Genomic DNA, 24,584 nt, shown 5'->3' with positions numbered 1-24,584 from the left:
TATGGCGTAACATAAGAAAATCCCGCGGTCTTTCGGCTCCAGGGATTCATTGCAGGGCGGGGGCGATTTTGCCATAGTCCGCCCGACTTTTTGGTTCGAGGGAGAGGCGCCGTTATGGGCAGCTTTAGTATCTGGCATCTTCTGATCGTGCTGGCCGTCGTGCTGGTGCTGTTCGGTGGGCGCGGCAAGATTTCCAACATCATGGGCGACTTCGCGCAGGGCATTAACGCCTTCAAGAAGGGCCTGAAGAACGACAAGGACGACGTCCCTCCGACGGCCTCCGCCGACCGGAAGCCGACCGAGACGATCGAACGGGGCTGACCCTGATCCTTGCCCCGGGGGGAGACCGCCGGGGCCGTCTGATTAGGGGACGTGAGCGCGTATGTTCGACCTCAGCTGGGGCGAAATGGGGATCATCGCCGTCGTGGCGCTGGTCGTGCTTGGGCCGAAAGAGCTGCCCAACGCGCTCCGCACCATGAGCGGATTGATGAAGAACGCCCGCAAGCTGGCGGGCGAGTTCCAGAGCGGCGTCAACGAGATCATCCGCGAGGCGGACCTCGAGGATGCGCGCAAGAAGCTCCAGGAAGTCCAGTCGCTCAACAAGAACCAGATCAAGAACGCGATCGAGAAGGCGGTCGACCCGACCGGCGAGGTGAAGACCGCGTTGAGCGAGGTCGACCCGACCGGCCCGGCTCGTACGGAAACCAAGTCGGTCGAGATCGCGCCCGCGGCGACCCCCGCGATAGAATCCGGCGAGGATGACGCGGTGGAGATCGCCGCCGCCCAGCCGGTCGCGCCGGTGAGTTCCGATCCGGATGTGACCCCGGCGCCCGAAGCCCTGGCCCCCGATACGTTGACCAAAGAGAAGACCTGACCCGTGTCCGGCGCCGAAGACGATGTGAAAATGCCGCTGATGGAGCACCTGACGGAGCTCCGCACCCGGCTGCTCTATTCTTTCGCCGGATTCATCATCGCCTTCGTGGTCTGCTTCTACTTCTGGAAGCCGGTGCTCGACGTCATCACCGCGCCGCTGGAACGCGCCTGCATCGCCCAGGGCAAGCCCTGTCCGGTCATCTACACCAGCCTGATCGAGCCCTTCTTCACCCAGGTGAAGATCGGCGCCTTCGCGGCGCTCTGCATTACCTTCCCGTTGATCGCGGCGCAGATCTACAAGTTCCTGGCGCCCGGCCTCTACAAGAACGAGCGGATGGCGCTGGTGCCGTTCCTGATCGCGACGCCGATCATGTTCGCGGTCGGCGCCACCTTCCTCTATTTCGTGCTGCTGCCGATGGCGCTGCACTTCTTCGTCGGCTATCAGCAATACGCCAACATCGAGCTCATGCCGAAGATCGGCGAATACATCGATCTGGTCATGAAGCTGGTCTTCGCCTTCGGCCTCTGCTTCGAGCTGCCGGTGATCCTGACCCTGCTGGCCAAGGTCGGCATCGTCTCCTCGCAGGGCCTGCGCGACAAGCGGCGCTATGCGATCATCATCGTGACCGTGGTGGCGGCGATCTTCACACCGCCCGACGCGATCAGCATGATCTCGCTCGCGGTGCCGATGATCGGCCTCTACGAGATCTCGATCTGGCTGGCCAAGGGTGTCGAGAAGAAACGCGCCGAGGAAGAGGCCGCCGCCGCGACCGAGGGCGGCACCGAGGTCACGCCGGCTTCGTAAGTGCGCGGCCGCGCGGCGCCTTCCTTGACGCAGATCATTCCACGCATCCGAATCGCTGAGCAGTTTTACGTAGTCGATGCCGGTCGGTCGCGGCGAGCGAAGCGCGCGGCCGATGGTGCGCTTCGCTAAGTCGCTTCGGCAGAAAGCGAATCTACAGCGGCGCGGGGTAGATATATCGCTCTGCGATCCGAGCTATGCGCGGCGCACATCCGTGCATGCAAAGTGCATTCTTCAACACCTTCTTAACAAGCCGCGGCTAGCGTCACGCCGCTTCGCAAGCCGGCGTGCAAGCGCGCTGCGGAGCACCGGCCATGAACCTCCTTTTGGGACTTAAAATGTCATTTTTCACCAACCTCAAGATCGGCCGCAAGCTGGCGGCCAGCTTCGCCGTGCTGGTTGTGCTGACCGCCGTGGTCAGCACGATCATCTACAGCCAGGTCGCCTTCGTGCAGAAGAGCATCGGCTGGACCACGCATACCTACGTCGTCCTCGGTGAGATCGACACGATGGTCGGCGCCATGGTGAACCAGGAGACCGGCGTGCGCGGCTATCTCGTTTCCGGCGATACCGGCTTCCTGGAGCCCTACAACAACGGCAAGAAGCAGTTCGACGCGTCGTTCGAGAAGCTGAAGCACGAGACTTCGGACAATGCCGAGCAGCAGGCGCGGCTGGACGCGATCCTGAAGCTCGCCCGCACCTGGCAGACCGACGTCGCGGAGAAGGAAATCGCCCTGATGGGCGTTGCCGATACGCATGACGCAGCGCGCAAGCTCGAGGCGAGCGGCGCCGGCAAGGCCTCGATGGACGGCCTGCGCGCCAAGGCCAACGAGATGAAAGACGCCGAGTCGGGGCTGCTCGTCACCCGCGGCGAAGACCAGGATAATGCGATCGACACGACCTTCCTCGCCACGCTGATCGGCGCCGTCGCGTCGATCCTGATTTCGATCGTCGTGGCCTTCGCGCTGACCCGCGGCATCGCGCGGCCGACCGCGCGGATGACCGCCGCCATGAATACCCTGGCCAAGGGCGACACCGGGGTCGAGATCCCCGCCCGCGGCCGCAAGGACGAAGTCGGCGCCATGGCCGAGGCGGTGCAGTTCTTCAAGGACAACATGATCGAGACCGAGCGCCTGCGCAGCGAGCAGGAAACGGCCAAGGCCCGCAACGAGGCCGAGCGCCGTCAGTCCATGCTGGACCTCGCCGATCGCTTCGAGAGCTCGGTCGGCAGCGTGGTCAACGGCGTGACCGCGGCCGCGACCGAGATGCAGGCGACCGCGAAGTCGATGTCCTCGACCGCCGACGAGACCTCGCGCCAGTCGACCGCGGTGGCGGCGGCTTCGGAGCAGACCACGCAGAACGTGCAGACCGTGGCTTCGGCGACCGAGGAGCTTTCCGCCTCGATCGGCGAGATCACCAGCCAGGTGAACGAGTCCACCAGGATCGTCAGCGAGGCCGTTCACCAGGCCAACGACACCAACAGCAAGGTGAAAGGCCTGTCCGATGCGGCGCAGAAGATCGGCGAAGTGGTGCGCCTGATCAATGACATCGCCGGCCAGACCAACCTGCTGGCCTTGAACGCGACTATCGAAGCCGCGCGCGCCGGCGAGGCCGGCAAGGGCTTTGCGGTGGTTGCTTCGGAAGTGAAGACCTTGGCGACCCAGACCGCCCGGGCCACCGAGGAGATCGCCGCCCAGGTCCGTGCCATCCAGGATGCGACCGCGAGCTCCGCGGATGCGATCGAGAGCATCACCAAGACTATCGGCCGGGTGAGCGAGATCTCGACCACCATTGCTTCCGCCGTCGAGGAGCAGGGTGCCGCCACCCAGGAGATTTCCCGCAACGTCCAGCAGGCGGCGCAGGGGACGCAGGAAGTCTCGTCCAACATCGGTGGCGTGACCAGTGCGGCCCAGCAGACCGGCAGCGCCGCCGGCGAGGTGCTGCAGTCGGCTGGCGAGCTTTCGCGCAACGGCGAGATGCTCAAGGCCCAGGTCGAGGAGTTCCTGCGCACCGTTCGCGCAGCCTAGGCAACCGGAGCGGCGCGTCGGGTTTCGACCCGGCGCGCCCTCTGCGCTACCAGCTCTTCAGCGCCCGCAAAGTGGGCGTCTTCTTGAAGACATGGGTATCCATGCGCTGCAGCAGGCCGTCGAGCAGCTCGACGGCGGTACCGATGGCGGCGCCCTTGTTCAGCATCACGCATTCGGCGCGGGCGGCCATCGCCGCATCGGTCATCTCGCCGCGCGACGGAATGCCGGTCTTCACCAGGTCTTCCAGCACCTGCGTCGCCCAGATCGCCGGCACGCCGGCGGCTTCGCAGATCCAGAGAATCTCTTCCTGCATCTCCGCCAGCCGCTCGAAGCCGATCTCGGCGGCAAGGTCGCCGCGCGCGATCATCACACCGAACGGACGGCTGGAACTGGCGCGAGCGATCAGGTCGGGCAGATTCTTCACCGCTTCCGGTCGCTCGATCTTCGCCACCAGGCCCAGCGGGAATTCCGCCGGGCGGTCGGCGCAATGCTCGACCAGGAAGCCTTCCAGCAGATCGATGTCCTCCGGCTGGCTGACGAAGGAATAGCCGATCATGTCGGCGCATTCCGCCACGGTCGCGAGGTCGTCATGGTCCTTGGCGGTCAGCGGCGAAAGGCCGAGCGCGGTATCCGGCAGGTTGATGCCCTTCTCGGGCTTCAGCTTGACGCCGCTTCCCTTGGCGCGGGTGATCCGGATCACCGCCTCGCGGTCGCCGAGGCTCTCGACCTCGCCTTCGAGCTTGCCGTCGTCATAGCGGAAGCGGTCGCCGACCGAGAGCCGGGTCACCAGTTCCGGCAGCGAGACGGCGGCGGCGTAAGGCACCTCCGCGGTCACCCGCGGCGCCCCACTGGCGACCAGGCGGAGTGCGTCGCCTGCGGCCAGCTTCGCCTTCTTGTCCAGCTGCAGCACCGCTTCGGTGCGGATCTTCGGCCCGGCAATGTCCATCAGGATCGCGATCCGCCGGCCGATGGTTTCGCCGGCCTTGCGGATATGCGCCGTCATGGCGCGCCAGGCCTCGGGATCGTCATGGGCGCAGTTGATGCGGGCGACATCCATGCCGCGCTTCGCGAGGTCCAGGATGAAATCGGGATCGCCCGCGGCGGTCGAGGGCAGGGTCACCATGATCCGCTCGCGGCGGCCTTCGGGCGGCGGGCCGAACAGCCTGTCGGTGGCGGCGCGCAGCCGGGTCTCGCCGTCGAAGAAGTCGTGCTCTTCGGGCGGGATGATCGGGCAAGGGCGCCCGGCCATCGCAGCCAGCGCCACGATCACCGCGTCCAGGGTCGGCAGCACCCGGCTCTCCAGTCGGCCCAGCGACGAGATCCCGCGCCACATCAACTGCCTCTGCAGGCCGCGCCGGTCATGGCGCCGGAAGGCGAGATAATGCGCGAGGTTGGCCAGCGCCGGCTGCGGCGCGCCGGCATCCCGGCCGAAGCGCTGCATCCAGGGCGCGGCGCCGGCGACGACCTCGGCGCGCAGCGCCAGGACTTCGTCAAAAAGGGCGCCGGTTGGTTCGGGCTGGCGCGCGCGGGGTGTGGCATTGACCGGTGAGTTCATGGCCAAAGCTTAGGCCGCCGGCGGTGACGCCGGGATGACACCCGTCAATCCAAAGCCGTGAAGGCCTGCGGCCGGGTGACGCGGGGTCGTTGCTGCATGAGCGGCCCGGCCCTGCTAGACTCGGCGGCCGATTCGGGATGCAGGAAATGCCAGGGCTAAATGTTTGATCTGAAGTGGATTAGGGACAATCCGGCGGCCTTCGACCAGGGTCGCGCGCGGCGTGGACTGGCGCCGCTCTCGGCGCAGGTGCTGGAACTCGACCAGAAGCGCCGGGCTGCGCAGACCCGCTTCCAGGAATCCCAGGCCCGGCGCAACGACCTCTCGCGCCAGATCGGCCAGGTGAAGGCCAAGGGCGGCGACGCCTCCGCGGTGATGGCCGAGGTCGCGGCGCTGAAAGACGGGATCGCCGCCGCCGAGGCCGAGGATCAGGCGCTGGGCGCCGAGCTCGACGCGCTGCTGGCGGCCCAGCCGAACCTGCCGGCGGGCGACGTGCCGGACGGCGCGGATGAGAGTTTCAACCGGGTCGAGCGCACCGTCGGCAATGTGAAGAACTTCGCCTTCAAGCCGAAGCAGCATTTCGAGCTGGGCGAGGAATTGGGGCTGATGGATTTCGAGGGCGCGGCCAAGCTCTCCGGCGCGCGCTTCGTGGTGCTGAAGGGCGCTCTGGCGCGGCTCGAGCGTGCGCTCGCCTTGTTCATGCTCGACCTTCACACCACGGAATCGGGTTACACCGAAATGGCGCCGCCCTTCCTGGTGCGCGACGCGGCGCTCTATGGAACCGGCCAGCTGCCGAAGTTCGAGGAGGACCTGTTCAAGACCGAGCAGGGCCTCTATCTCATCCCGACCTCGGAAGTGCCGCTGACCAATCTCGCCGCCGACGAGATCATCGACGAGGACAAGCTGCCCTGGCGCTTCACCGCGTTGACGCCGTGTTTCCGCTCCGAGGCGGGCGCCGCGGGCAAGGACACCCGGGGCATGATCCGCCAGCACCAGTTCATGAAGGTGGAGCTGGTCTCGATCGCGCATCCCGACCATTCCGAGGCCGAGCACCAGCGCATGACCGGCTCGGCCGAGAAAGTGCTGCAGAAACTGGGTCTCCCCTACCGGGTTATCTGCTTGAGCACCGGCGACATGGGCTTTGCCGCGCAGAAGACCTACGACATCGAGGTCTGGCTGCCGGGGCAGGGTGCCTATCGCGAGATCTCGAGCTGCTCCAATTGCGGCGAGTTCCAGGCGCGGCGGATGAAGGCGCGCTGCCGCAAGCCCGGCGAGAAGGGCACCCGCTTCGTGCACACCCTGAACGGGTCGGGCGTGGCGGTGGGCCGGGCGCTGATCGCGGTCATGGAGAACTACCAGCAGGAGGACGGGTCGATCGCCATTCCCGAAGCCCTCCGCCCCTATATGCAAGGTCGGGAGAAGATCGCCCGTGAGTAAGCCCGCCGAAAAAAGACACATCGCGCTGCGCAACAAGAAGTCCGAGAAGCCGATGTCGGCGCCGACCAGCGCCAAGGTGAAGTCGCCGCCGGCGGATTTGCGGAACGCGCGCATCCTGGTCACCAATGATGACGGCATCCACGCGCCGGGCCTGAAGGTCCTGGAGAAGATCGCGCGGTCTTTGAGCAACGACGTCTGGGTGGTGACGCCGGAAAGCGAGCACAGCGGCGCCAGCCACGCACTGACCCTGCGCCGGCCGTTGCAGATCCACAAGCTCGGGCCGAAGCGCTTTGCGACCTCCGGCACGCCGACCGACTGCGTGCTGCTGGCGGTCAACCATCTGGTCACCGGCGAGCGGCCCGATCTCGTGCTCTCCGGCGTTAACCGCGGCGCCAACTTGGGCGAGGACGTGCTCTATTCCGGCACCGTCGCCGCGGCGATGGAGGCCTCGATGCTGGGCATCCCGGCCATCGCCATGAGCCAGGTGCGGATGGGCGAGACCCTGCACTGGAAGACCGCCGAGAAGTTCGGCGCTGACATCGTGCGCAAGCTCGTCGCGTTGGAATGGCCGGACGATCTCCTCATGAACGTCAACTTCCCGCCGATCCCGCCGGAGCAGGTGACCGGCATCGCGGTCGGCGCGCAAGGGCGGCGCAAGTCCGAGGTGCAGGTGGTGAAGAGCAAGGATCCCTTCGCCCGCGATGTGCTCTGGGTCGGTGACTTCACCAATGACGATCCGGAAGACCCGCACAGCGATCTTGCGGTCATCGCCCGCGGCGGCATCGCCATCACGCCGCTGCATTTCGATTTGACCCAGGGCGCCATGCTGAAGCGGATGGCGGGATTGTTTCCGGGCGCGCGCGCCGCGTCGCAGTCGCGGCCGGCCACGAAGCCGCGTCGCCGCAAGAAGGGCAAATCCGCGTGAGGATGTTCCGGTGAGTCTCGCTGCGCGCAAGATCCGGTTGATCATGGGGCTGCGGCGGGCCGGCGTCACCGACAGCGCCGTGCTGAACGCGCTGGAGCGGATCCCGCGCGAAGCCTTCGTTCTGCCGCATTTCCATGATCAGGCTTACGAGGACCAGGCCCTGCCGATCGCCCAGGGCCAGACCATCAGCCAGCCGCAGATCGTTGCGATGATGACCGAGGCCTTGCGTGTGACCAAATCCCATAAGGTGCTGGAGATCGGCACCGGCTCAGGCTACCAGACCGCGGTGCTCTCCAAGCTCGCCCGGCGGGTCTACACCATCGAGCGCTGGAAGACGCTGCTCGACGAGGCCGAGGGACGGTTCAAGCATCTCAGGATCCACAACGTCACCTCGAAATGCGCCGACGGCTCCAAGGGCTGGAAGGAGCAGGCGCCGTTCGATCGCATCATCGTCACCGCCGCCGCCGCCGAAATGCCGCAGACCCTGGTCGAGCAGCTCGCGGTCGACGGCATCATGGTGCTGCCCTTGGGCGCCGAGCGCGGCGAGCAGGTGCTGGAGCGCGTGACCAAGCTCGCCGACGGCAGCTTGAAGCGCGAGACCCTGGCCGACGTCCGCTTCGTGCCGCTGGTCGCCGGCGCGCTGCCGGAAGAGGAACGCCGCGCCTTGGGCAAGGTGGGCCATGGCTGAATATCGTGCAGCGACACCGCGCTTCTCCTTCCCCCTTCAGGGGGAAGGCCGGGATGGGGGCACGTGCAGCCGCGCTGCCCAAGCTCCAGCGCGACGGCGTTCGATAACGTCGCCACTCCTGATTTCCGCCATCTGCCTGGCGCTCGCGGCCTGCAACGCCAGTGGGCGGCCGAAGAACGCGCCGAAGGTGGCCGAGCCCGCCGTGGCGGCACGGCCGGCGGTCGATCCGAGCAGCTTCGGCAAGGTCAGCGGCAGCGAATATGTGGTGGCGCCGGGCGATACCCTCGCCGTGGTCGCCGCGCGCACCAACACGCCGATCCGCAGCCTGATCGACATGAACGGCCTGCAGCCGCCCTATGGCCTGGCGCCGGGCATGCGGCTCGCGCTGCAGCAGCGCTCGCAATACGTGGTGCAGGCGGAGGACACGCTGCCCGATCTCGCCGCGCGTTATGGGGTGAGCCAGAGCGATCTCGTCTCCATCAACAATCTGACTCCGCCCTACACGCTGAAACCGGGCCAGTCGCTCAACATCCCGAGCCAGAGCGAATCTTCCAATCTGCCGGCGATGACCGCTTCCGCCGTGCCGCCGCCGGCACCGACCGGTTCCGTGACGTCGGCGCCATTGGATGCGCCGCCGCCGACCGCGTCGAAGACCACCGGCTCGAGCGGCGGCAGTGTCGGTTCGACGCCGCTGCCGTCGCCGACGGTTATCGCACCGACCGCAACGCCGCCGAAGCCGGCGGCGCCGCTACCGACGACGACTACAAAGGCCGCGCCGCTGCCGCCGACGCCGACCGCGCCGGTGGAGGAGGCCGTGGAGGCTCCTGTCCCGGCCGCACCGGCGAAGACCCAGACAGCAACCGCGCCCAGCAAGGCGAAGACGCCGGAGCAGATCGAGGCCGAGACCGAAGCAGCCGTTGAAGCGGCCGAGGTGGCGAAGTCGGCAGGCCCCGCGGCCGGCACCGGCAAGGGCCCCTTCGTCTGGCCGGTCCAGGGCAAGGTGATCGGCGCCTTCGGCTCGAGCAAGGACGGGATGAAGAACGACGGCATCAACATCGCCGCGCCCAACGGCGCGCCGGTGGTGGCCGCCGCCGACGGCACCATCGCCTATGCCGGCAACGAACTGCGCGGCTTCGGCAACATGATCCTGATCCGGCACGAGGGCGGCTACGTCACCGCCTATGCGCACAACGCGTCGCTGCTGGTGAAGAAAGGCGACAAGGTGAAGCGCGGCCAGACCATCGCAAGAGTCGGCCAGACCGGCGCCGTGTTCGGCCCGCAGCTCCACTTCGAGATCCGCAAAGGCACCCAGCCGGTCGACCCGCTGAGCTTCCTCGGCGGGTGAGGCTTCTCTAGCGTCAGTCCTTGTTCTCGATCCGCAGCGTGGAGGCATTGCCGTCCGCTGCGCAAGGCAGGTCGGGGTTCCAGTCGGCCAGCGTCGCGCCCTGCATGCAGGCGCCGGAGGTGTTGGCTTCTTCTGCCTCTGCGACCGGTTGCGCCACCGCTTTCGGCGGCTCGGCGCCGATGATGGTTTTGGCGACGATCTTCGGCTTCTCCGCGGTCGGCTGCGATGCCGGCGGCTCGGCGCCGATCACGGTCTTGGCGACGATCTTCGGGTTCTCGAATTTCGGCTCTACGGCTTTCGGTGCCGCGATCTCCGGCTTTGACGGCGTCGCAACGGACGCGACCACGATCGGCGCGGGCTCCAGCGATTTCGGCGGCTCGGCGCCGATGATGATCTTCGGCTTCACCACGATCTTCATCTGCTTGGTCGGCGTGCAGGGCAGGAAGGGGTTCCAGTCGGCGAGGTTGGCCGACTGCATGCAGGCCATGTCGGAATCATCCTCGAAAGTCGCCGAAGCGGAGGCGGGCGAAGCCGCGGGCTCGGCTTCCGCCGGCGCAGCCGAAGCCACCAGGATCGGCTGCGACTGGGTCGCGAAGGTCTCCGGCGTCGCTTCCGCGACCTGCACGTCTTCGATCGGCTGTTGCGCCGCGCCCGGCGAGGTGATCAGCGCCGCGACTTGCGTCGCATCGGCGACGTAGCCCGGCGGCGGGGTCGGGGTCACCAGGTTGTAGATCTGCACACTGTCGGCGTTGACGCCGGCCAGCACCTTGTATTTGCCCAAGCCCGAGAGATCGGCGAGATCGCTGCGGCGGTTGTCGAGAATGAAATATTCGCCCTCGGCGCGGACCCGGAGCACGACATGGCCGCCCTTGAAGCTGTCGGCGAAGCCGGGCAGCTGGGCGACGATCAACTGCAGGTCGCGCTCCTTGAAGCCGAGCCGTTTCAGGGTGAAATACTCGGCCAGCGCGTGGTCGCCGCAATCGCCTTCGCGATCGGCGAGGAAGTCGAGCCGCGTCTTCCAGCAATCGACGCCGCAATCCGGCGCGTGCTCCTTCCACTTCACCGCGTTGAAATAGGCATAGACCGCCTCGACCTGCTCGACCGGCGATAGGTCCTGGAGCTTCTCTTCCAGCAGCAGCGCTTCCTTGGCGGCGCAGGCGAGGCGCGGCTCGCCGGCCTTGCAGTCGTCCGGGTTGGCGCGCGCCATCAATTCCGCTTCGCGCTGTTGCACCGAACGCCAGCGCATCAACGCCGGCGCTTTCGGGAACGGATAATCGTCGATCGCATAGACCGGGAACTGGCTGGTCGGAACGGCGTCGGCCGGCGCGGCGAAAGCCAAGAGGGCGCCGAGAACAAGCCCGAAGCAGGCCGCGATGCGGTTGTATCTGATTGAATTCGCCATAATCTCCCCGAGCCCAGTCCCCGGCTGGAGTATAGGCGGAGCGAAGCGCACTGCAAGGCCGCGCGCCGACATTCCTGTGGAGAAACTCACCCAATGGTGGGCGTCGACCTAGGCGCCGCTGAAGCGAATGGAGATAGCGCCGAAAACCTTCCCATCCATCCGGATATGGAGCTGGCGGTTGCCGGTATTCACATGCAGGAACGGGAGATAAGGCGAGAGCGATTCCAGGCAAGGCCGCCAGGTGAAGCTTGGAAAGACCGCGGTCATGTCCGACCAGAGCGGCACCGGTTCCGGGCTATCGTCGACCAAGACCGAGCCGCGCGCCAGCATCGCATCGAGCTGCGCCCGCGCGCGGGCGGGCGAGGCGGGATGATCGGCATCGACCGGCGAAGATTCGCGATAGCTGCCGTCATACGCATCCAGGGTCAGCAGCAGGGTCGCGCGGCCGTCGCGCCGCATCGGCACGATGTAATAATGGTCGGCCGGGAAGTTGAGCCGCGTGACCAGCATCGGCGCGCCCGGGACCGTGTTCCTGGCCGCTTCCCGCCAGCGTGGATGCCGCGCGAAGCGCTCGCCCGAGACGGCGGCGCTGGCGGCATCGGCGATCTCCGCCGGGTCGATCAGTGCGTGTCGGACGAACGGCGGCTCCGGCTCCGGACGCAGTTCCGGCGCCGCGGCCGCCGCCGCGCCGGTACAGACCACGACACGCCGGGTCCGCCAGATGCCATGCAGCACGCCGGTCTGGTATTGCGCAATCCAGCTCCGCACGTCGATGTGATGGTCGAGCGGTCCATAGGGATTGCGCAGATAGAAGCCGCGCAAACCCCAATTCGCGGCGTCGATCGAAGCGGGCACGGCATCAGCCTCGAAGCCGGTGACCAAGGCCCAGTGCCGGCATTTCCAGATCAGCACCGCCGGCGCAATGCCATCCTTGAGGATCGACCAGGCGCAACGCCGCGTCGCCTGGTCGGCGGTGATGTCGGGATGAAAGGCGAAAGCTTGCCCTGCATGCTGCGTGAGCACCTTGGCCAGCGCGTCCGGCGCCATTTTCCAGCCCGGCTCCTCGGAGCCGAGCTGGTGGGATTTGCGGGTCAGCGCCGCCTGGTCGAGGCCGGCGTCGCCGAGCAGCATCTGCACGCAGGCGCCGCCGCCGAGATCCGGCTTCTCTTGCGCGAAGGCGGGGAGGTCGAGCGTGCAGAGCTCGGCCAAGCGCTCAGCCTTCGATGGTCTTGCCGAGCCGGCCGGCGAGGTCCTGGATGAACTGCCAGGCGACGCGGCCCGACCGCGCGCCGCGGGTCATCTGCCACTCGATCGCCTGGGCGCGCAGCGCCTCCGTCTCGATCGGCAGCTGATAAGTCTTGGCATAGCCTTCGATGATCGCGAAGAAGGTGTCCTGGTCGCAGTTGTGGAATCCGATCCAGAGGCCGAAGCGATCGGAGAGCGAGACCTTCTCCTCGACCGCTTCGGAAGGGTTGATCGCGGTCGAGCGCTCGTTCTCGATCATCTCCCGCGCCATCAGGTGGCGCCGGTTCGAGGTCGCGTAGAAGATCACGTTCGCGGGCCGGCCCTCGATGCCGCCTTCCAGCACCGCCTTCAAGGACTTGTAGCTGGTGTCGGCGGTGTCGAAGGAAAGATCGTCGCAGAAGATGATGCAGCGGTGCTTCGACCCGCGCAGGATCGAGAGCAGCTTCGGCAAGGTGACCAGGTCCTCGCGGTGGATCTCGATCAGCTTCAGCTTGGCCTTGCTCTTCTCGTTGATCTGCGCGTGCGTGGCCTTCACCAGCGAGCTCTTGCCGGTGCCGCGCGCGCCCCAGAGCAGGGCGTTGTTGGCCGGCAGTCCCCTGGCGAAGCGCTCGGTATTCTCGATCAGCATCCCCTTCGCGCGGTCGATGCCCTGCAGCAGGTTGATATGGACCCGCGACACGGTCTTGACCGGCTCGAGCCAGCCTTCGGCCTGCCAGACGAAGGCGTCGGAGGCATTGAGATCGTTGCCCCGCGCCGCCTGCGGCGCCAGCCGCTGCAGGCTCTCGGCGATCGATTGCAGAACAGGAAGCAGGTCTTTCTCGGTCATGCGCGATGGTTCCCCGGATGCGGGGCCAGTATGCCGACCGGAGCTTTCATTTCAAGCGCGCATCATTCGGCCGCAACCGGCACCAGCCGTGCGGTCTGCTTTTCGGGATCGATGGTGAGCCGCCGGTCGTGGTATTGCGCCACCGCCTCGCGGTGGGCGATCGACAGGATCGTCGCGTTCGGCAGGTGCGTCCTCAAGAGCTCATACATCTGTCTCTCATTCTCGGCATCGAGCGCCGCGGTCGCCTCGTCAAGATACAGCCAGTCGGGCTTGAGGAGGAGCGCGCGGGCGATGGCGAGCCGCTGTTGCTCGCCAACGGAAAGAGCCATCGCCCAGTTCTGGTCGTCATCGAGGCGATTCTGCAGATGCGGCAGGTTGACGGCATCCAGCGCGGTCCGAAGGACCTGATCGTCGAACTCTTCCGCCGGTGCCGGATAGGCGATGGCGTGACGCAGGCTTCCAACCGGCAGGTAGGGGCGCTGCGGCAGAAACAGGGCGCGTGCTTGCGCGGGCTGGCGCACCTGGCCCTTGCCGAACGGCCAGAGCCCGGCGAGGGCGCGGAACAGCGTGGTCTTGCCGGAACCCGAAGGGCCGGTCACCAACACCTTGTCGCCGCGGGCGACCTTCGCGTTGAGCCCGGCAAGCAGCGTTCGGCCGTCGGGGAGCTGCAGCGCGAGGTCTTCGGCCGCGAGCTCGTTCGGGCTGGATGCCGAAACCACGATACCGGATTCGATCTGCCGCACCTGATTGAGCGCATCGAAGAAGCCGGTCAAACGGTCGATGGTCGCTTTCCACTCGGCGAGGCTGTTGAAGGCGTTGACGAACCAGGAGAGGGCGCCCTCCACCTGACCGAAGGTGGAGCGGATCTGCATCAAACCCCCGAGCTGGATGGCGCCGGAGAAGTAGCGCGGCGCTGCGACCAGGATCGGAAAGACGATCGCGATCTGGCCGTAGCCGGAGAGGAGCCAGGACAGGCGTTTCTGCTGGCGCATCAACTGCCACCAGATGGTCCAGATATCGCCGAAGCTCAGCAGCAGGCGCTGGCGCTCCGCCTCCTCGCCGCGATAGAAGGCAACGCTCTCCGCATTCTCGCGCAGCCTGGCCATCTCAAATCGAAAGGTTGCGTTGTAGCGCTGCAGCATGAAATTGGTGCGGATCAGCGGTCGGCCGACATAGAACGTCAGCACCGAGCCGACAATTGCATAGATCAGCGCCACCCAGACCATGTAGCCGGGAATGGTGATCTCGGCGCCGAACAGCGGAACGGTCAGCGGCCCGGATATCGTCCACAGAATGGTGATGAACGAGACCAGCGTCACGATTGAGTTCAGCAGGCCGAGCGTGTGCGTCAGCGCAGCATCGGTGAAGAGGTTGATGTCCTGCTCGATGCGCTGCTCGGGATTGTCGGTGCGGTCGGCGCTGAACTGCATCCGGTAATAGCTCTGGTCGGTAAGCCAGCGTTCGAGCAATTCCCGGGTCATCCATCGGCGCCAGCGAATTTGCAGCATCTGCTGCAGGTAATTCGAGTAGACGGCAACGACGATGAAGGCGGTCGCCAAGACGCAGAACTTGCCGAGCTGATACCAGAACGCCGAGATGTTCTTGTCCTGCAACGCGTTGTAGAAGTCGTTGTACCAATAGGTGATCGCCACGTTGATGCCGACGATGGCGAGGCTCAGTGCGATGATCACCGCGAGCAGGCCGCGGGCGATCCACCTCTCCTCGGACCAGTAGTAGGGCCAGGTCAGCGCCCAAAGCTTCTTCAGGAAGCCGCCGCGATGGGGAATGGCGATGTCGATCTGAGCCATGTCTCTAGATTCCGCTGCTGTAGAATGCAGCGGATCATAGGCGACGGCAGGGGGAGGCGTAAGCTTTTGCGGGTAACGCGCTGTGACGCGCGTTACATCAGATCTGGAAATCCAGGTGGATGCCGCACTCGGTCTTGTCCATGCCGGCCCAGCGGCCCGCTCTGGCGTCCTCGCCGGCTTCGACGCGGCGGGTGCAGGGCTGGCAGCCGATCGAGGCGAAGCCTTCGTCGAACAGCGGATGCTGCGGCAGCTTGAAACGCTTGAACGCGTCCTGGACCATGTCGGGCGTCCAGTAGGCCAGCGGATTGACCTTGATCTTGCCTTCGGCCGAGGCCTCGAACAGCGGGATCGCCTTGCGCGAACTCGCCTGGAAGCGCTTGCGGCCGGTGAACCAGGCATCGAAGGGCTGCATCGCGCGGTCGAGCGGCAGCACCTTGCGGATGCGGCAGCAGGCATCCGGGTCCCTGGACCAGAGATCGCCGGCGGGATCCTGCGCGGCGAGGTCGGCGGCATCCGGCTTGATCTCGCGGGCGTCGGTGAAGCCGAAGCGGTCGATCAGGATGTCCCGGTACATCAGGGTTTCCATGAAGTGCTTGCCCGTCTCCAGGAACAACACCGGCACCGACTTATCGACCTGGGCGAGGTAGTGCAGCACCACCGCCGCCTCGGTCCCGAAGGAGGAGAGCAGGGCGATCTTCCCCGGGAACAGCTTCTTGACCGCATCCTCGAGCAGCGCCTCGATCGGCAGGCCTTGATAGGCGGCGTCGAGCTGGCGGGCGATTTCCTTCAGATCCGCCGGCGAATGCGCCGGCGGGGCGGGTTGCAGGTCTTGAAGGGCGGGGGCGAAGGTCATGATTTCACACGAAAATCGTTGCTGGAAGGCGGGGCGCGCTTCAGCAGCTTCTACATATTACGTTTTGAAAATGTAGTTTTCCTTCTTCCATGTGAAATAAACTGGCGATTTCCCATGGAAAGTCAATGTGGCCGCTTCGCCACGCGCAATGATTTCTTGTTTCACACAAGCGGTTGACGCTGCGGTCGGGGCCGAAACATGGCGCCGGCAAGAGCGGCTAGGGTCCGGCTCCAACCGAGGAGGAGCCACGATGATCACCTGCTTCATTCGCTACGAGATCGACCCGTTCAAGAGCGAAGCCTTCGCGGAATACGCCCGCAACTGGGGCCAGGCGATCCCGCGCTGTGGCGCCGACCTCATCGGCTATTACGCGCCGCATGAGGGCTCGGCGACGACCGCCTATGCCGCCTACAACATCGCGGACCTCGCGGCCTACGAACGCTACCGCGCAAGGCTGCGCGCGGACCCGCTCGGACAGGAGAACTACGCCTTCGCCAGACGCGAGCAGTTCATCCGCCGGGAGGACCGCATCTTCCTGCGCCTGGTCTCGGCGCCGCACGCGGCGCTGGTGAAGGCGTAACGCGCCCCCATCCCGGCCTTCCCCCTGAAGGGGGAAGGGGAAGTGGTGCCGCTGCACCGCTCGCACTCCTTCCCCCTTCAGGGGGAAGGTAGGGATGGGGGGAAGTGCAGCCTGAGCGCTTTCGATCCAGCGCGCGCCCTCACCGCAGCGTTTTTAGATAAGCGATCAGATCCGCGCGGTCTTCCGGCTTGGTGACCTTGAAGTTCATCTTCTGCCCGGGCACGAAGGCCTGCGGGTTGGTGAGCCATTTATCCAGGCTGGCCTCGTCCCAGGTGAAGCCGGCGCCTTTGAGCGCTTTCGAATAGCTGTAGTCCGGCAGCGACCCGGCCTTGCGGCCGAAGACGCCGCGATGCATCGGGCCGACCCGGTTCGCATCCGGCGAGTGACAGGCGATGCAGCGGCTTTCGTAGATCTCCTGCCCGTGCATGGCATCGCCTTCGGCATGCGCCGGCGCGGCCGTCAGGGTCATCAAGCCAGCCAGCACCATCGCGCGTTTCATCGCTTCTCTCATCCATCGGTAAAAGGTGGCTCCGCCGCGCCCAACGGATCGGGGTGATCCGCCCCTTGGTTGGGGGACTGTTGGGGAGGAGCGCGGCGGAACCGAGTTTTCGGCGCGCGACCGCTAGGATTGACGCGCCGAATCTCGCGAGGGGTCTAGAACGTGTTAGGCGCCAAACGTGAGCGCCTTCTCCGGCAGCGCCTGCTTCAGCGCCGAGGCGAGCACGGTCCAGTGCATGGTCTCGTCGGCGGCGAGGCGGCCGGCGACCTGGGCAAGGTCCTTGTTCTCGAAGGCGGGGATGACGCCGAGATAGGCATTGGCGGCGCCCTTCTCGAGCTTGGCCGCCAGCATCAGCACATCGGCCTGGGACTTCAGCGTCGCGGCGTTTAGCTCCTTGGCGTAGTCGTCCTTCATCTTCTCGGCGACCGGCATGCCGCCCATGCTCTTGATCGCCGCGATCAGCGCGTCGCGATGCTGCTTGTGGTGGCTCTGGAACGAGACCGCGACGTCGAGAACCGGCTTCTGCAACAGGCCGCTCTCGGCGCCGAGCTGGTAGGCGTTGATCGCCTCATGCTCGAGACCCAGCGCCACGTTCAAGGTGTTGACGTCGCCTTCCGAGGCCATGGTCGTGGCCATGGTGTTCTTGCAGCCGCCGAGGATCGCGATCGCGGCGGCGCTGAGCGTGGTGACGCCCGCGGCGCGGAACATCTGGCGCCGGCCCAAATCGATACCCCCGGCGTTGAGCGCTTGCGCGCGGATGATGGTGGTGTTGGCAGTTTCCAGCTTCGACATGTCTGCACTCCCGTTTTTCATGTCGGCGCGCCGATCGCGTCGCCGTATCGGAACTACGGGAGGTCTCGCTGGGTGGATGTGTGACGGCCGTCACTAAATCCGACCGGCCGGAATCCGCGGCGCTAGTCCCCGGCCAGGTGGAAGACGCCGGTGTAGAGCACCGGGCCGGTCGGGGTGCCGACGGCCGAGCCGCCGCTCGGCTCGAGGCTGACCGCGAGCATGGTGCCGGGCTGGATCAGGGCGGCCCGCATCTGGTCGATCGGCCGCTCGATCCGCTCTGCGGCCTTCAGCACGCCCAGCGAAACCGGGCTCTTGCCGGGCGGCAGCACCCAGAGCTCGTAATCCTTGCCGGCGCCGGCGCCGGCGGTCTGCGCGAACAGCACGACCTGGCGGCGGTCCTTGTCGATCTGGAACACCACCACATCGGCGGTGCCGGTCTCCTGGCGCAGCATCGCATAGCCGCCGAGCTTCGGCGGTTGCGGGGTGAGCATGAAGACCAGGGCCACGGCGACGGCCGCGCCGATCGCCGAGGCCCCGAAGGTCCAGGCCAGCCAGCGGATGATGCTGAACGGCCGCGCCTCGGGCCGGTCGCCGCCGATCCTTGCCAGCACCCGGTCGCGCAAGGCCAGCGGCGGGGCGACGGCGGCGACTGAATCGGCCAGCGGCTGCAGGCGCTCCGACCAGGCGCCGACGGCGCGGCGCAGGGTCTCGTCGCGGGCCAGTTCCGCCTCGAAGCCGGCGCGCTCTTCGCCGGCGAGAGTGCCCAGCACATATTCGGCGATGCGGGCGTCGCGGTCTTCCGGGCTCATGTTCATCGTGTCGGTCATGATTCGAGACAGCCTTTGAGCCGCTGCAGCCCGCGCCGGATCCAGCTCTTCACCGTGCCCAGGGGCGAGGCGATGCGGGCGGCGAGTTCCTCATGGGTGAGGCCGTCGAAATAGGCCAGCAGGATGGCGCGCTTTTGGACCTCTTCCAATTGCTCCAGGCAGGCCGTCAACCGGCGCCCGGCCTCGCCCGAGATGGTGAGATCGAGCGCCGAGGGACTCGGGTCCTCGACCTCCGGCAGGGCATCACCGCTGGGCTCCAGCCGTGCCGTGCTCTCGCGCCGCAGCCGGTCGAGCGCACGGTTGCGCAAAATCACGGTCAGCCAGGCCTTGCCGCTGCCCAGCTCGCGGCGGTATTCGCCGGCATTGCGCCAGGCCGAGATCAGGGCTTCCTGCAACACATCCTCGGCCCAGTCGCGTCTTTTTAGGATACGCAGCGCCAGGCCGAATAGTTGCGGCGCCGCGGCATCGTAGAGCGCGCTGAAAGCGGCCCGGTTACCGGCGGCACTGGCTTCGATCAGGGATTCCAGTTCGGACATGTCTCTGGCATTGGCCCCATTCCCCCGGGGGGATCATTAGCGGCGATTGGTTCGGGTTGCAATCCGGCCGCTTTTCCGCCGGGACGGGAGATCGGCTACCTGTCCGGCGTCGGATGGCGCTCAGCCGATGTCGCCTTTCCGCATGTCGATACAGGCCGCCGCTCAACATGATAGACACGAAACAAGGCGAATCCGGGAGAAGGGCGATGAGTGAAGCGGTCAAGGTGGTGAAGCGCGGGCATGTGCTCGAAGTGACGCTGGACCGGCCGAAGGCGAATGCCATCGACGTGGCGACCAGCCGCGCGCTGGGCGAGGCCTTCGTCCGCCTGCGCGACGACCCGGAACTCCGGGTCGGCATCATGACCGCGGCCGGCGACCGCATCTTCTCGGCGGGCTGGGACCTGAAGGCCGCCGACCGCGACAACCTGGTCGGCCGCTGGTGGGAGACCGATTACGGGCCGGGCAGCTTCGCCGGCCTCACCGAGCTCTGGGACTTGAACAAGCCGGTGATCGCCGCGCTGAACGGCCTTGCCTTCGGCGGCGGCTGGGAGCTGGCGATCGCCTGCGACCTGATCATCGCCGCCGAGCATGTCGAGTTCGCCTTGCCCGAGCTGCCGCTCGGCATCGTTCCGGATTCCGGCGGCGTGCAGCGGGTGCCGAAGCGGCTGCCGCACAACATCGCGATGGAGATCCTGCTGCTCGGCCGGCGCATGTCGGCGCAGGAGGCGCATCACTACGGCATGGTCAACAAGGTGGTGCCCAAGGACAAGCATCTCGAAGCCGCGCGCGAATGGGCCGACATCATCGCGACCGGCGCGCCGCTCACCATCCAGGGCCTGAAGGAATGCCTGCGCGAGATGGACGGAAAGTCGGTGAAGCAGTCCTTCGATCTCATCCGCAGCGGCACCATGAAGGCCTATGAGAAGGCGGTCCAGTCGGAAGACGCGAAGGAGGGTGTGAAGGCCTTCGCCGAGAAGCGGAAGGCGAACTTCCGCGGCGTCTAGAGCCTGGATGCCGGCGGTCTCCGTCATCATCGCCGCGCTCGACGCCCAGGACACCTTGGGCGCGGCGATCGACAGCGTGCTGGCCCAGGATTTCTCCGACTTCGAGATCGTCATCGCGCCGGACGAGCCGGCGGACTACGCGGTCTTCGCCAGAAGCGATCCGCGGGTCCGCGTACTCGCCGGCGTGCCGGCGCCGACCGGCCCGGGGCCGGCGCGCAACCGCGCGCTCGCCGCGGCGCAAGGCGAATGGATCGCGTTGCTCGATGCCGACGATCTCTGGTCGCCGAATTATCTGGGAGCGCTGATGCGCGCCGCCGCGCCGTTGGGTGCGGCGTTCGGTAGAACTTCGGTTCTGGACGAAAACGATCGAGAGTTGCGGTCTATTCCACCGCAAAATTACCGCGGCCCGGCAAATTTTTCGGTCTTCGCGCGGGCCTTCGGATCGTTTCACGGCATCACGCGCCGGAGCCCCGACCGGGCCTGGCGCAATCTCTTCGCCGAGGATGTCCTGTTTGACATGGAGACGCTGTCGCTGGTCGGCGGCGCAGCGCCTTATGTTCCGGAAGCGGTTTACACCCTGCGTTCGCGCGCCCGCTCTGCGACCCGCAGCGCATCCTTCATTGGAAATATTGGAACGCACTACGCGACGATCATCGATAACATCGCGGCGCTGCGAACCATGATTGGTTCGGCGCATCGGGCCGACGCCATCGCCGTCTTCGAGTCCTGGGCGGCAATGAACGAAAGATTCCTGCAAGCCAGCGCCGCCGATTCCGCTTTGAAATATCAAAATTATATTTTCAGCCTCAAGCTGTGAGACGGATTCGGAGTTTTGCAATTTCTTGGCGAATCCCCGGAGATTTTTTTTGCAAGCCCGTCTTGGTCTTGTCATAGTGTAACCGCCGGTTGCCGTTGGATTGAACGTATGACCCTACGGCGTCGACTAACCCGACGCGCCGCGTTCGGCACTTGATCGACTTGAGAGGGATCAAGACACGAGGGATCGACTCGATCGGATGACCGATCGCCCTCCGCGATTAAGCCGAATGTCCGGTTTTGTTCACAGTTCTCGGCACGTGGTGTCGCAGACAAGTCTGAGGGAGAGAAGATCATGGTGCGCAAGCGTAAGTCCTCCGGCCGAATGGCCAGCAAGGGCTTCCCCAACCCGATCGATGTGCACGTCGGCAACCGCATCCGGCTGCGCCGGACCCTGCTGGGGATGAGCCAGGAGCGGCTCGCGGAGCAGATCGGCCTGACCTTCCAGCAGGTCCAGAAGTATGAGCGCGGCACCAATCGCGTGAGCTCGAGCCGCCTGTTCGACCTTTCCCGCGTGCTCGATGTTCCGATTCGCTACTTCTTCGAGGAGATGAGCGCCGGCGTCGAGAGCCAGAGCCCGGGCCAGCTGCATGGCGCAGCGCCCAGCCTGCCCGGCGAGGAGCACGATCCGATGGCCCGCCGCGAGACCCTCGAGCTGGTCCGCGCCTACTACAAGATCCCCGACCAGGCGGTGCGCAAGCGCATCACCGATCTCGCCCGCGCCCTCGCGCGCTCGGCCTGACGACGTTGGCGGCGCGCCGGCTTCCGCCGGCGCGCCCCGCAACCCTCCTGAAAACTAGGCGACCTTCCGCAAGGTCGGCGCGCTGATCAGTTCGGTCAGCGTGGTGAAGAATCGTCCGTAGCCGTCCATGAAGGCGTCGGCGCCGGCCGCGATTTCGGCCGTGCAGTCCGGTCGCCGCGCCAGGTAATCGCGGACGGCGGTGCGGCTGCTCGCGCCATGCCTCGGCTCGACCTGGGTGTGGATCAGGTAGAAGCCGAGCTTCGGATCGTCGGGGCCGGAGAGCCCGTAATACGCCGCATGCGCCTGCAGCCCCTCCAGGCAGAGCGTGAACTCGACATCCGAGGTCAGTTCCGAGGCGAGGTGAAAGCCCAGGCTCTCGCCGACCGGGCGGCGGCGGTAGAACAGGGCGGTCAGCGCCGCCATCTCCCGCGCCGCCTGGGTGATCGCGGCCGGATCTTCCAGTGCCGGCCGCGCCACGCCGAAGGCCGCCGCGGTCTCCAGGAAAAAGGCATGGTGCGAGGCCTGCACGCCGCGCCGCAGCTGATGCAGGCCGAACTCATCGACCGCCGAATAGAGGATCTGCGCGCCTTTCTCGACCGCGCCGAACCTTGCATGCGGCATCCAGTCGTCGGTCAGCCGCAACGCGAGCGCGAGAATCCCGCCCGGCACCTCGCGGAAGAACTCCGCCGTCGAGGCGAACAACAGGCGCAGGCCCGCCGCATCGAGTGGCCGTCTGCGCAATTGCTCCCCGAAACGCCGGAGTGCGAACATGCCGGGGTGAGACTCGATCCGGAGGGCAACCGAGTCCGCCTCCGCCTCGAGAGCGGGACTAGGCGCAAATACCTCAACCGGTTGGCTCGGGACGGTCGAAAGATTGCTGGAAGCGTTCATGGGATAGTGCTCCTGCATGGGTTTCAGAAACATTAAAATTCAACGCGTTACCATGCCTCGCGCGCACAGCGGGGCGATCCATGCTGGACGAAGTTGCAACCTTGGTATATCACGTAACTGGGGTATGCCCGTTTTAGGCGAGACCCGTCGAGGTGTTTAGTCCCAGGAGCGAGCCAGCCGATGTCCGGTGAGCCAGCCACTCTCAACAGCGCGCAGACCATCGCCCAGGCCCTGCGCGAGCAGATTCTTTCCGGCGAGCTTGCGCCGCATACCCGGGTTACCCAGCGCGACCTTGCCGCGAAGTTCGGCTTCTCCCCGATGCCGGCGCGGGACGCCGTGAAGATGCTCCTGGCCGAGGGGCTGGTGGTCCAGGAAGGCAGCAAGACCATCGTCGTCGCGCCGGTGAACGACGAGGATTTCATCGAGATCATGGACATGCGGACCATGCTCGAGCCGCGCGCGCTGCAGCTTTCGATTCCACGGCTGACCGAAGCCGACTTCGCCGTCGCACGGGCGGCGCTGGCGACTTCCGGCACCACCAGCGATCCGCGCCAGGTGGTGGAGAACCATTGGGCGTTTCACCGCGCGCTCTACCCGCGGGCCGGCCGGCCGCGACTGCTCGCCCTGATCGAGCAGCACCACAATCTGCTGGCGCGCTATCTGCTGCCGAGCTGGGCGCAGTTCGGCGTCATGGACGAATGGGCGCCCGACGAAATGGGGTTGATGGAGCTGGTCGAGCGGCGGCAGGTGGACGACGCCGTCCGCTGGCTGCAGCGCGATCTTGGCGATGCCAAGGACCGCGTCATCCACACCACGCGGCAATAGGCGAAGTCGTTCAGCTCTCCAGCGGCCGCAGCAGCGCCCGCGAGATGATGTGGCGCTGGATCTCCGAGGTGCCGTCCCAGATCCGTTCGACCCGCGCGTCGCGCCACAGGCGCTCGACGCCGGTCTCCTCCATCAGCCCCATGCCGCCGAAGATCTGCACCGCGTTGTCGGTGACCCGCGCCAGCATCTCGGTCGCGAACAGCTTGGCCATCGCATAGTCCTGGTCCTGTGCCGTGCCTTGCTCGGTCTTCCAGGCGGTCTGCATGACGATCAGGTTGGCGCATTCGATCTCGGTCGCCATGTCGGAGAGCTTGAACGAGGTGCCCTGGAACTTGCCGATCGCCTGGCCGAACTGCTTGCGCGTGGCGGCCCATTGCGTCGCCATGTCGAGCGCGCGCTGCGCCCGGCCGACGCATTGCGCGGCGACGGTGAGGCGGGTGGCGCCGAGCCAGGTGTTGGCGACGTCGAAGCCCTTGTGCACTTCGCCCAGCACCTGGCGCTTGTGAACGCGGGCCTTGTCGAAAGCGAGCTCGCAGTGATGGAAGCCGCGGTGGCTGACCGAGCGCGAGCCCTTGGTCACGGTCAGGCCCGGCGTGTCCTTGTCGATCAGGAAGCTGGTGATCAGCTTCTTCGGCCCCCGCGGCGTGTCCTCGACGCCGGATGCGGCGAACAGGATGATGTAGTCCGCGACATCGGCATAGGAGATGAAATGCTTGGTGCCGGTGATGACGAAATCGTCGCCTTCCTGCACCGCGCGGGTCGCCATCGACTTCACGTCGGAGCCGGCATTGGGCTCGGTGATGCCGAGGCATTCGACCCGCTCGCCGCGGATGGTGGGAAGCAGGTAGCGTTCCTTCTGCTCTTCGTTGCAGGCGCGCAGGATGTTGCTCGGCCGGTGCACCGCGTATTGCAGGGCGAAGCTGGTGCGGCCGAGCTCGCGCTCCATCAGGGTGAAGGCGACATGGTCGAGCCCGCCGCCACCCAGGTCTTCCGGCATGTTGGCGGCATAGAGCCCGGTCGCCTGGGCCCGCGCGTGGATCTGCTGGATCAGCGCCGGCCGTACTTCGTCGGTCTTCTCGACCTCGTTCTCGTAAGGCACCAGCTCCGCATCCACGAAGGCGCGGACCGTGTCCACCAGCATGCGCTGCTCTTCGGTGAGGCCGAAATCCATGGTCCAACTCCCTCGCTCTTCTCCCTCCCCCTTCAGGGGGAGGCCCCTTTCTTCTCCCTCCCCCTTCAGGGGGAGGGCGGGGGTGGGGGGACGAGTCAACGCGGTGTCACGTGGGGGG

General features: G+C 66.2%; 25 protein-coding genes. 13 read left to right on the top strand and 12 right to left on the bottom strand.

Going from position 1 to position 24,584, the window contains the following annotated elements; genetic code table 11:
* Positions 1–114 precede the first annotated feature (114 nt).
* The 4 genes from ACH2CY_RS14580 (at position 115) to ACH2CY_RS14565 (ending at position 3,702) form a co-directional block, all read left to right on the top strand.
* Positions 115–321 carry a twin-arginine translocase TatA/TatE family subunit gene (locus ACH2CY_RS14580; RefSeq protein ID WP_395020008.1) on the top strand — a complete coding sequence of 69 codons (207 nt, stop codon included), beginning with the start codon at positions 115–117 and terminating at the stop codon, positions 319–321.
* Positions 322–382: 61 nt separating this feature from the next.
* Positions 383–874 carry a Sec-independent protein translocase protein TatB gene (gene tatB, locus ACH2CY_RS14575; protein ID WP_395020007.1) on the top strand — a complete coding sequence of 164 codons (492 nt, stop codon included), beginning with the start codon at positions 383–385 and terminating at the stop codon, positions 872–874.
* 3 nt (positions 875–877) lie between these two features.
* Positions 878–1,678, top strand: a complete 801-nt coding sequence (tatC, locus tag ACH2CY_RS14570) for a twin-arginine translocase subunit TatC (RefSeq protein WP_395020006.1) — start codon at positions 878–880, stop codon at positions 1,676–1,678.
* A 335-nt stretch (positions 1,679–2,013) separates the two neighbouring features.
* Positions 2,014–3,702, top strand: a complete 1,689-nt coding sequence (locus ACH2CY_RS14565; RefSeq protein ID WP_395020005.1) for a methyl-accepting chemotaxis protein — start codon at positions 2,014–2,016, stop codon at positions 3,700–3,702.
* Positions 3,703–3,748: 46 nt separating this feature from the next.
* On the opposite strand, the gene ACH2CY_RS14560 is transcribed toward ACH2CY_RS14565, so the two are convergent.
* Positions 3,749–5,257 carry a pyruvate kinase gene (locus ACH2CY_RS14560; RefSeq protein ID WP_395020004.1) on the bottom strand — a complete coding sequence of 503 codons (1,509 nt, stop codon included), beginning with the start codon at positions 5,255–5,257 and terminating at the stop codon, positions 3,749–3,751.
* Positions 5,258–5,416: 159 nt separating this feature from the next.
* Between ACH2CY_RS14560 and serS the strand changes: the two genes are divergently transcribed.
* The 4 genes from serS (at position 5,417) to ACH2CY_RS14540 (ending at position 9,649) form a co-directional block, all read left to right on the top strand.
* Complete coding sequence (gene serS / locus ACH2CY_RS14555; RefSeq protein WP_395020003.1) at positions 5,417–6,691, top strand: serine--tRNA ligase; 1,275 nt, start codon at positions 5,417–5,419, stop codon at positions 6,689–6,691.
* Positions 6,684–7,616, top strand: coding sequence for a 5'/3'-nucleotidase SurE (surE, locus tag ACH2CY_RS14550; RefSeq protein WP_395020002.1), 933 nt, complete (start codon positions 6,684–6,686; stop codon positions 7,614–7,616). Before serS ends, surE begins: the two co-directional genes overlap by 8 nt.
* Before the next feature lie 10 nt (positions 7,617–7,626).
* A complete protein-coding gene (locus ACH2CY_RS14545) occupies positions 7,627–8,304 on the top strand; it encodes a protein-L-isoaspartate(D-aspartate) O-methyltransferase (RefSeq protein WP_395020001.1) in 678 nt (225 codons plus the stop codon).
* Between the two features lie 187 nt (positions 8,305–8,491).
* The gene (locus ACH2CY_RS14540; protein ID WP_395020000.1) at positions 8,492–9,649 is read left to right on the top strand and encodes a peptidoglycan DD-metalloendopeptidase family protein; all 1,158 of its coding nucleotides are present in this window, start codon (positions 8,492–8,494) and stop codon (positions 9,647–9,649) included.
* A 13-nt stretch (positions 9,650–9,662) separates the two neighbouring features.
* Here the strand turns inward: ACH2CY_RS14540 and ACH2CY_RS14535 are convergent, their stop codons facing one another.
* From ACH2CY_RS14535 to ACH2CY_RS14515, 5 genes are all read right to left on the bottom strand, one after another.
* Positions 9,663–11,051: a transglutaminase-like cysteine peptidase gene (locus ACH2CY_RS14535; RefSeq protein WP_395019999.1), complete on the bottom strand. Its 1,389-nt coding sequence runs from the start codon at positions 11,049–11,051 to the stop codon at positions 9,663–9,665.
* Between the two features lie 108 nt (positions 11,052–11,159).
* Positions 11,160–12,260: a hypothetical protein gene (locus ACH2CY_RS14530; RefSeq protein WP_395019998.1), complete on the bottom strand. Its 1,101-nt coding sequence runs from the start codon at positions 12,258–12,260 to the stop codon at positions 11,160–11,162.
* 4 nt (positions 12,261–12,264) lie between these two features.
* Entirely contained in the window at positions 12,265–13,122 is an 858-nt protein-coding gene (locus ACH2CY_RS14525) for an ATP-binding protein (protein WP_395019997.1), read from the bottom strand.
* A 62-nt stretch (positions 13,123–13,184) separates the two neighbouring features.
* Complete coding sequence (locus tag ACH2CY_RS14520; RefSeq protein ID WP_395019996.1) at positions 13,185–14,930, bottom strand: ABC transporter ATP-binding protein/permease; 1,746 nt, start codon at positions 14,928–14,930, stop codon at positions 13,185–13,187.
* A 97-nt stretch (positions 14,931–15,027) separates the two neighbouring features.
* Positions 15,028–15,783: a phosphoadenylyl-sulfate reductase gene (locus ACH2CY_RS14515; protein WP_395019995.1), complete on the bottom strand. Its 756-nt coding sequence runs from the start codon at positions 15,781–15,783 to the stop codon at positions 15,028–15,030.
* Positions 15,784–16,033: 250 nt separating this feature from the next.
* On the opposite strand from ACH2CY_RS14515, the gene ACH2CY_RS14510 reads away from it, so the two are divergent.
* Entirely contained in the window at positions 16,034–16,363 is a 330-nt protein-coding gene (locus tag ACH2CY_RS14510) for an NIPSNAP family protein (RefSeq protein ID WP_395019994.1), read from the top strand.
* A gap of 139 nt (positions 16,364–16,502) precedes the next feature.
* Here ACH2CY_RS14510 and ACH2CY_RS14505 read toward each other — a convergent pair whose 3' ends face one another.
* The 4 genes from ACH2CY_RS14505 to ACH2CY_RS14490 all read right to left on the bottom strand — a co-directional run bounded on the left by ACH2CY_RS14505 (position 16,503) and on the right by ACH2CY_RS14490 (position 19,017).
* Positions 16,503–16,862: a c-type cytochrome gene (locus ACH2CY_RS14505; protein ID WP_395019993.1), complete on the bottom strand. Its 360-nt coding sequence runs from the start codon at positions 16,860–16,862 to the stop codon at positions 16,503–16,505.
* A 165-nt stretch (positions 16,863–17,027) separates the two neighbouring features.
* Positions 17,028–17,654 (bottom strand): ferritin-like domain-containing protein, encoded by a 627-nt coding sequence (locus ACH2CY_RS14500; RefSeq protein ID WP_395019992.1) that lies wholly within the window; start codon positions 17,652–17,654, stop codon positions 17,028–17,030.
* A gap of 122 nt (positions 17,655–17,776) precedes the next feature.
* Entirely contained in the window at positions 17,777–18,481 is a 705-nt protein-coding gene (locus ACH2CY_RS14495) for an anti-sigma factor domain-containing protein (protein ID WP_395019991.1), read from the bottom strand.
* The gene (locus tag ACH2CY_RS14490) at positions 18,478–19,017 is read right to left on the bottom strand and encodes a sigma-70 family RNA polymerase sigma factor (RefSeq protein ID WP_395019990.1); all 540 of its coding nucleotides are present in this window, start codon (positions 19,015–19,017) and stop codon (positions 18,478–18,480) included. Before ACH2CY_RS14490 ends, ACH2CY_RS14495 begins: the two co-directional genes overlap by 4 nt.
* 206 nt (positions 19,018–19,223) lie before the next feature.
* Here ACH2CY_RS14490 and ACH2CY_RS14485 point away from each other — a divergent pair, with 206 nt between their 5' ends.
* From ACH2CY_RS14485 to ACH2CY_RS14475, 3 genes are all read left to right on the top strand, one after another.
* Positions 19,224–20,021 (top strand): enoyl-CoA hydratase-related protein, encoded by a 798-nt coding sequence (locus ACH2CY_RS14485; RefSeq protein WP_395019989.1) that lies wholly within the window; start codon positions 19,224–19,226, stop codon positions 20,019–20,021.
* 7 nt (positions 20,022–20,028) lie between these two features.
* Complete coding sequence (locus tag ACH2CY_RS14480; RefSeq protein WP_395019988.1) at positions 20,029–20,838, top strand: glycosyltransferase family 2 protein; 810 nt, start codon at positions 20,029–20,031, stop codon at positions 20,836–20,838.
* A 294-nt stretch (positions 20,839–21,132) separates the two neighbouring features.
* On the top strand, positions 21,133–21,579 hold the full coding sequence (locus tag ACH2CY_RS14475; RefSeq protein ID WP_395019987.1) for a helix-turn-helix domain-containing protein: 447 nt from the start codon (positions 21,133–21,135) through the stop codon (positions 21,577–21,579).
* Between the two features lie 54 nt (positions 21,580–21,633).
* On the opposite strand, the gene ACH2CY_RS14470 is transcribed toward ACH2CY_RS14475, so the two are convergent.
* Positions 21,634–22,320 carry an iron-containing redox enzyme family protein gene (locus tag ACH2CY_RS14470; RefSeq protein ID WP_395019986.1) on the bottom strand — a complete coding sequence of 229 codons (687 nt, stop codon included), beginning with the start codon at positions 22,318–22,320 and terminating at the stop codon, positions 21,634–21,636.
* A gap of 330 nt (positions 22,321–22,650) precedes the next feature.
* Here ACH2CY_RS14470 and ACH2CY_RS14465 point away from each other — a divergent pair, with 330 nt between their 5' ends.
* Positions 22,651–23,295: a GntR family transcriptional regulator gene (locus ACH2CY_RS14465; protein WP_395019985.1), complete on the top strand. Its 645-nt coding sequence runs from the start codon at positions 22,651–22,653 to the stop codon at positions 23,293–23,295.
* Positions 23,296–23,305: 10 nt separating this feature from the next.
* Here ACH2CY_RS14465 and ACH2CY_RS14460 read toward each other — a convergent pair whose 3' ends face one another.
* On the bottom strand, positions 23,306–24,466 hold the full coding sequence (locus ACH2CY_RS14460; RefSeq protein ID WP_395019984.1) for an acyl-CoA dehydrogenase family protein: 1,161 nt from the start codon (positions 24,464–24,466) through the stop codon (positions 23,306–23,308).
* Positions 24,467–24,584 lie beyond the last annotated feature (118 nt).

Origin of the sequence: Dongia sp. (genome assembly GCF_041905885.1) — a bacterium.
Classification (GTDB): Bacteria; Pseudomonadota; Alphaproteobacteria; order Dongiales; family Dongiaceae; genus Dongia.
The sequence above is the reverse complement of the archived record's forward strand: the minus strand, read 5'-3'. Positions and strand labels throughout refer to the sequence as shown.

What these genes read in the sequence shown, in the direction of transcription:
- ACH2CY_RS14560 (WP_395020004.1), bottom strand. Translation starts at nt 5,257, where the DNA reads ATGAACTCACCGGTCAATGCCACACCCCGCGCGCGCCAGCCCGAACCA.
- ACH2CY_RS14490 (WP_395019990.1), bottom strand. Translation starts at nt 19,017, where the DNA reads ATGTCCGAACTGGAATCCCTGATCGAAGCCAGTGCCGCCGGTAACCGG.
- ACH2CY_RS14505 (WP_395019993.1), bottom strand. Translation starts at nt 16,862, where the DNA reads ATGAAACGCGCGATGGTGCTGGCTGGCTTGATGACCCTGACGGCCGCG.
- ACH2CY_RS14565 (WP_395020005.1), top strand. Translation starts at nt 2,014, where the DNA reads ATGTCATTTTTCACCAACCTCAAGATCGGCCGCAAGCTGGCGGCCAGC.
- ACH2CY_RS14465 (WP_395019985.1), top strand. Translation starts at nt 22,651, where the DNA reads ATGTCCGGTGAGCCAGCCACTCTCAACAGCGCGCAGACCATCGCCCAG.
- serS (WP_395020003.1), top strand. Translation starts at nt 5,417, where the DNA reads ATGTTTGATCTGAAGTGGATTAGGGACAATCCGGCGGCCTTCGACCAG.
- ACH2CY_RS14480 (WP_395019988.1), top strand. Translation starts at nt 20,029, where the DNA reads ATGCCGGCGGTCTCCGTCATCATCGCCGCGCTCGACGCCCAGGACACC.
- ACH2CY_RS14500 (WP_395019992.1), bottom strand. Translation starts at nt 17,654, where the DNA reads ATGTCGAAGCTGGAAACTGCCAACACCACCATCATCCGCGCGCAAGCG.
- ACH2CY_RS14525 (WP_395019997.1), bottom strand. Translation starts at nt 13,122, where the DNA reads ATGACCGAGAAAGACCTGCTTCCTGTTCTGCAATCGATCGCCGAGAGC.
- ACH2CY_RS14580 (WP_395020008.1), top strand. Translation starts at nt 115, where the DNA reads ATGGGCAGCTTTAGTATCTGGCATCTTCTGATCGTGCTGGCCGTCGTG.
- ACH2CY_RS14485 (WP_395019989.1), top strand. Translation starts at nt 19,224, where the DNA reads ATGAGTGAAGCGGTCAAGGTGGTGAAGCGCGGGCATGTGCTCGAAGTG.
- tatB (WP_395020007.1), top strand. Translation starts at nt 383, where the DNA reads ATGTTCGACCTCAGCTGGGGCGAAATGGGGATCATCGCCGTCGTGGCG.
- ACH2CY_RS14510 (WP_395019994.1), top strand. Translation starts at nt 16,034, where the DNA reads ATGATCACCTGCTTCATTCGCTACGAGATCGACCCGTTCAAGAGCGAA.
- ACH2CY_RS14495 (WP_395019991.1), bottom strand. Translation starts at nt 18,481, where the DNA reads ATGACCGACACGATGAACATGAGCCCGGAAGACCGCGACGCCCGCATC.
- ACH2CY_RS14520 (WP_395019996.1), bottom strand. Translation starts at nt 14,930, where the DNA reads ATGGCTCAGATCGACATCGCCATTCCCCATCGCGGCGGCTTCCTGAAG.
- ACH2CY_RS14515 (WP_395019995.1), bottom strand. Translation starts at nt 15,783, where the DNA reads ATGACCTTCGCCCCCGCCCTTCAAGACCTGCAACCCGCCCCGCCGGCG.
- ACH2CY_RS14535 (WP_395019999.1), bottom strand. Translation starts at nt 11,051, where the DNA reads ATGGCGAATTCAATCAGATACAACCGCATCGCGGCCTGCTTCGGGCTT.
- ACH2CY_RS14475 (WP_395019987.1), top strand. Translation starts at nt 21,133, where the DNA reads ATGGTGCGCAAGCGTAAGTCCTCCGGCCGAATGGCCAGCAAGGGCTTC.
- ACH2CY_RS14460 (WP_395019984.1), bottom strand. Translation starts at nt 24,466, where the DNA reads ATGGATTTCGGCCTCACCGAAGAGCAGCGCATGCTGGTGGACACGGTC.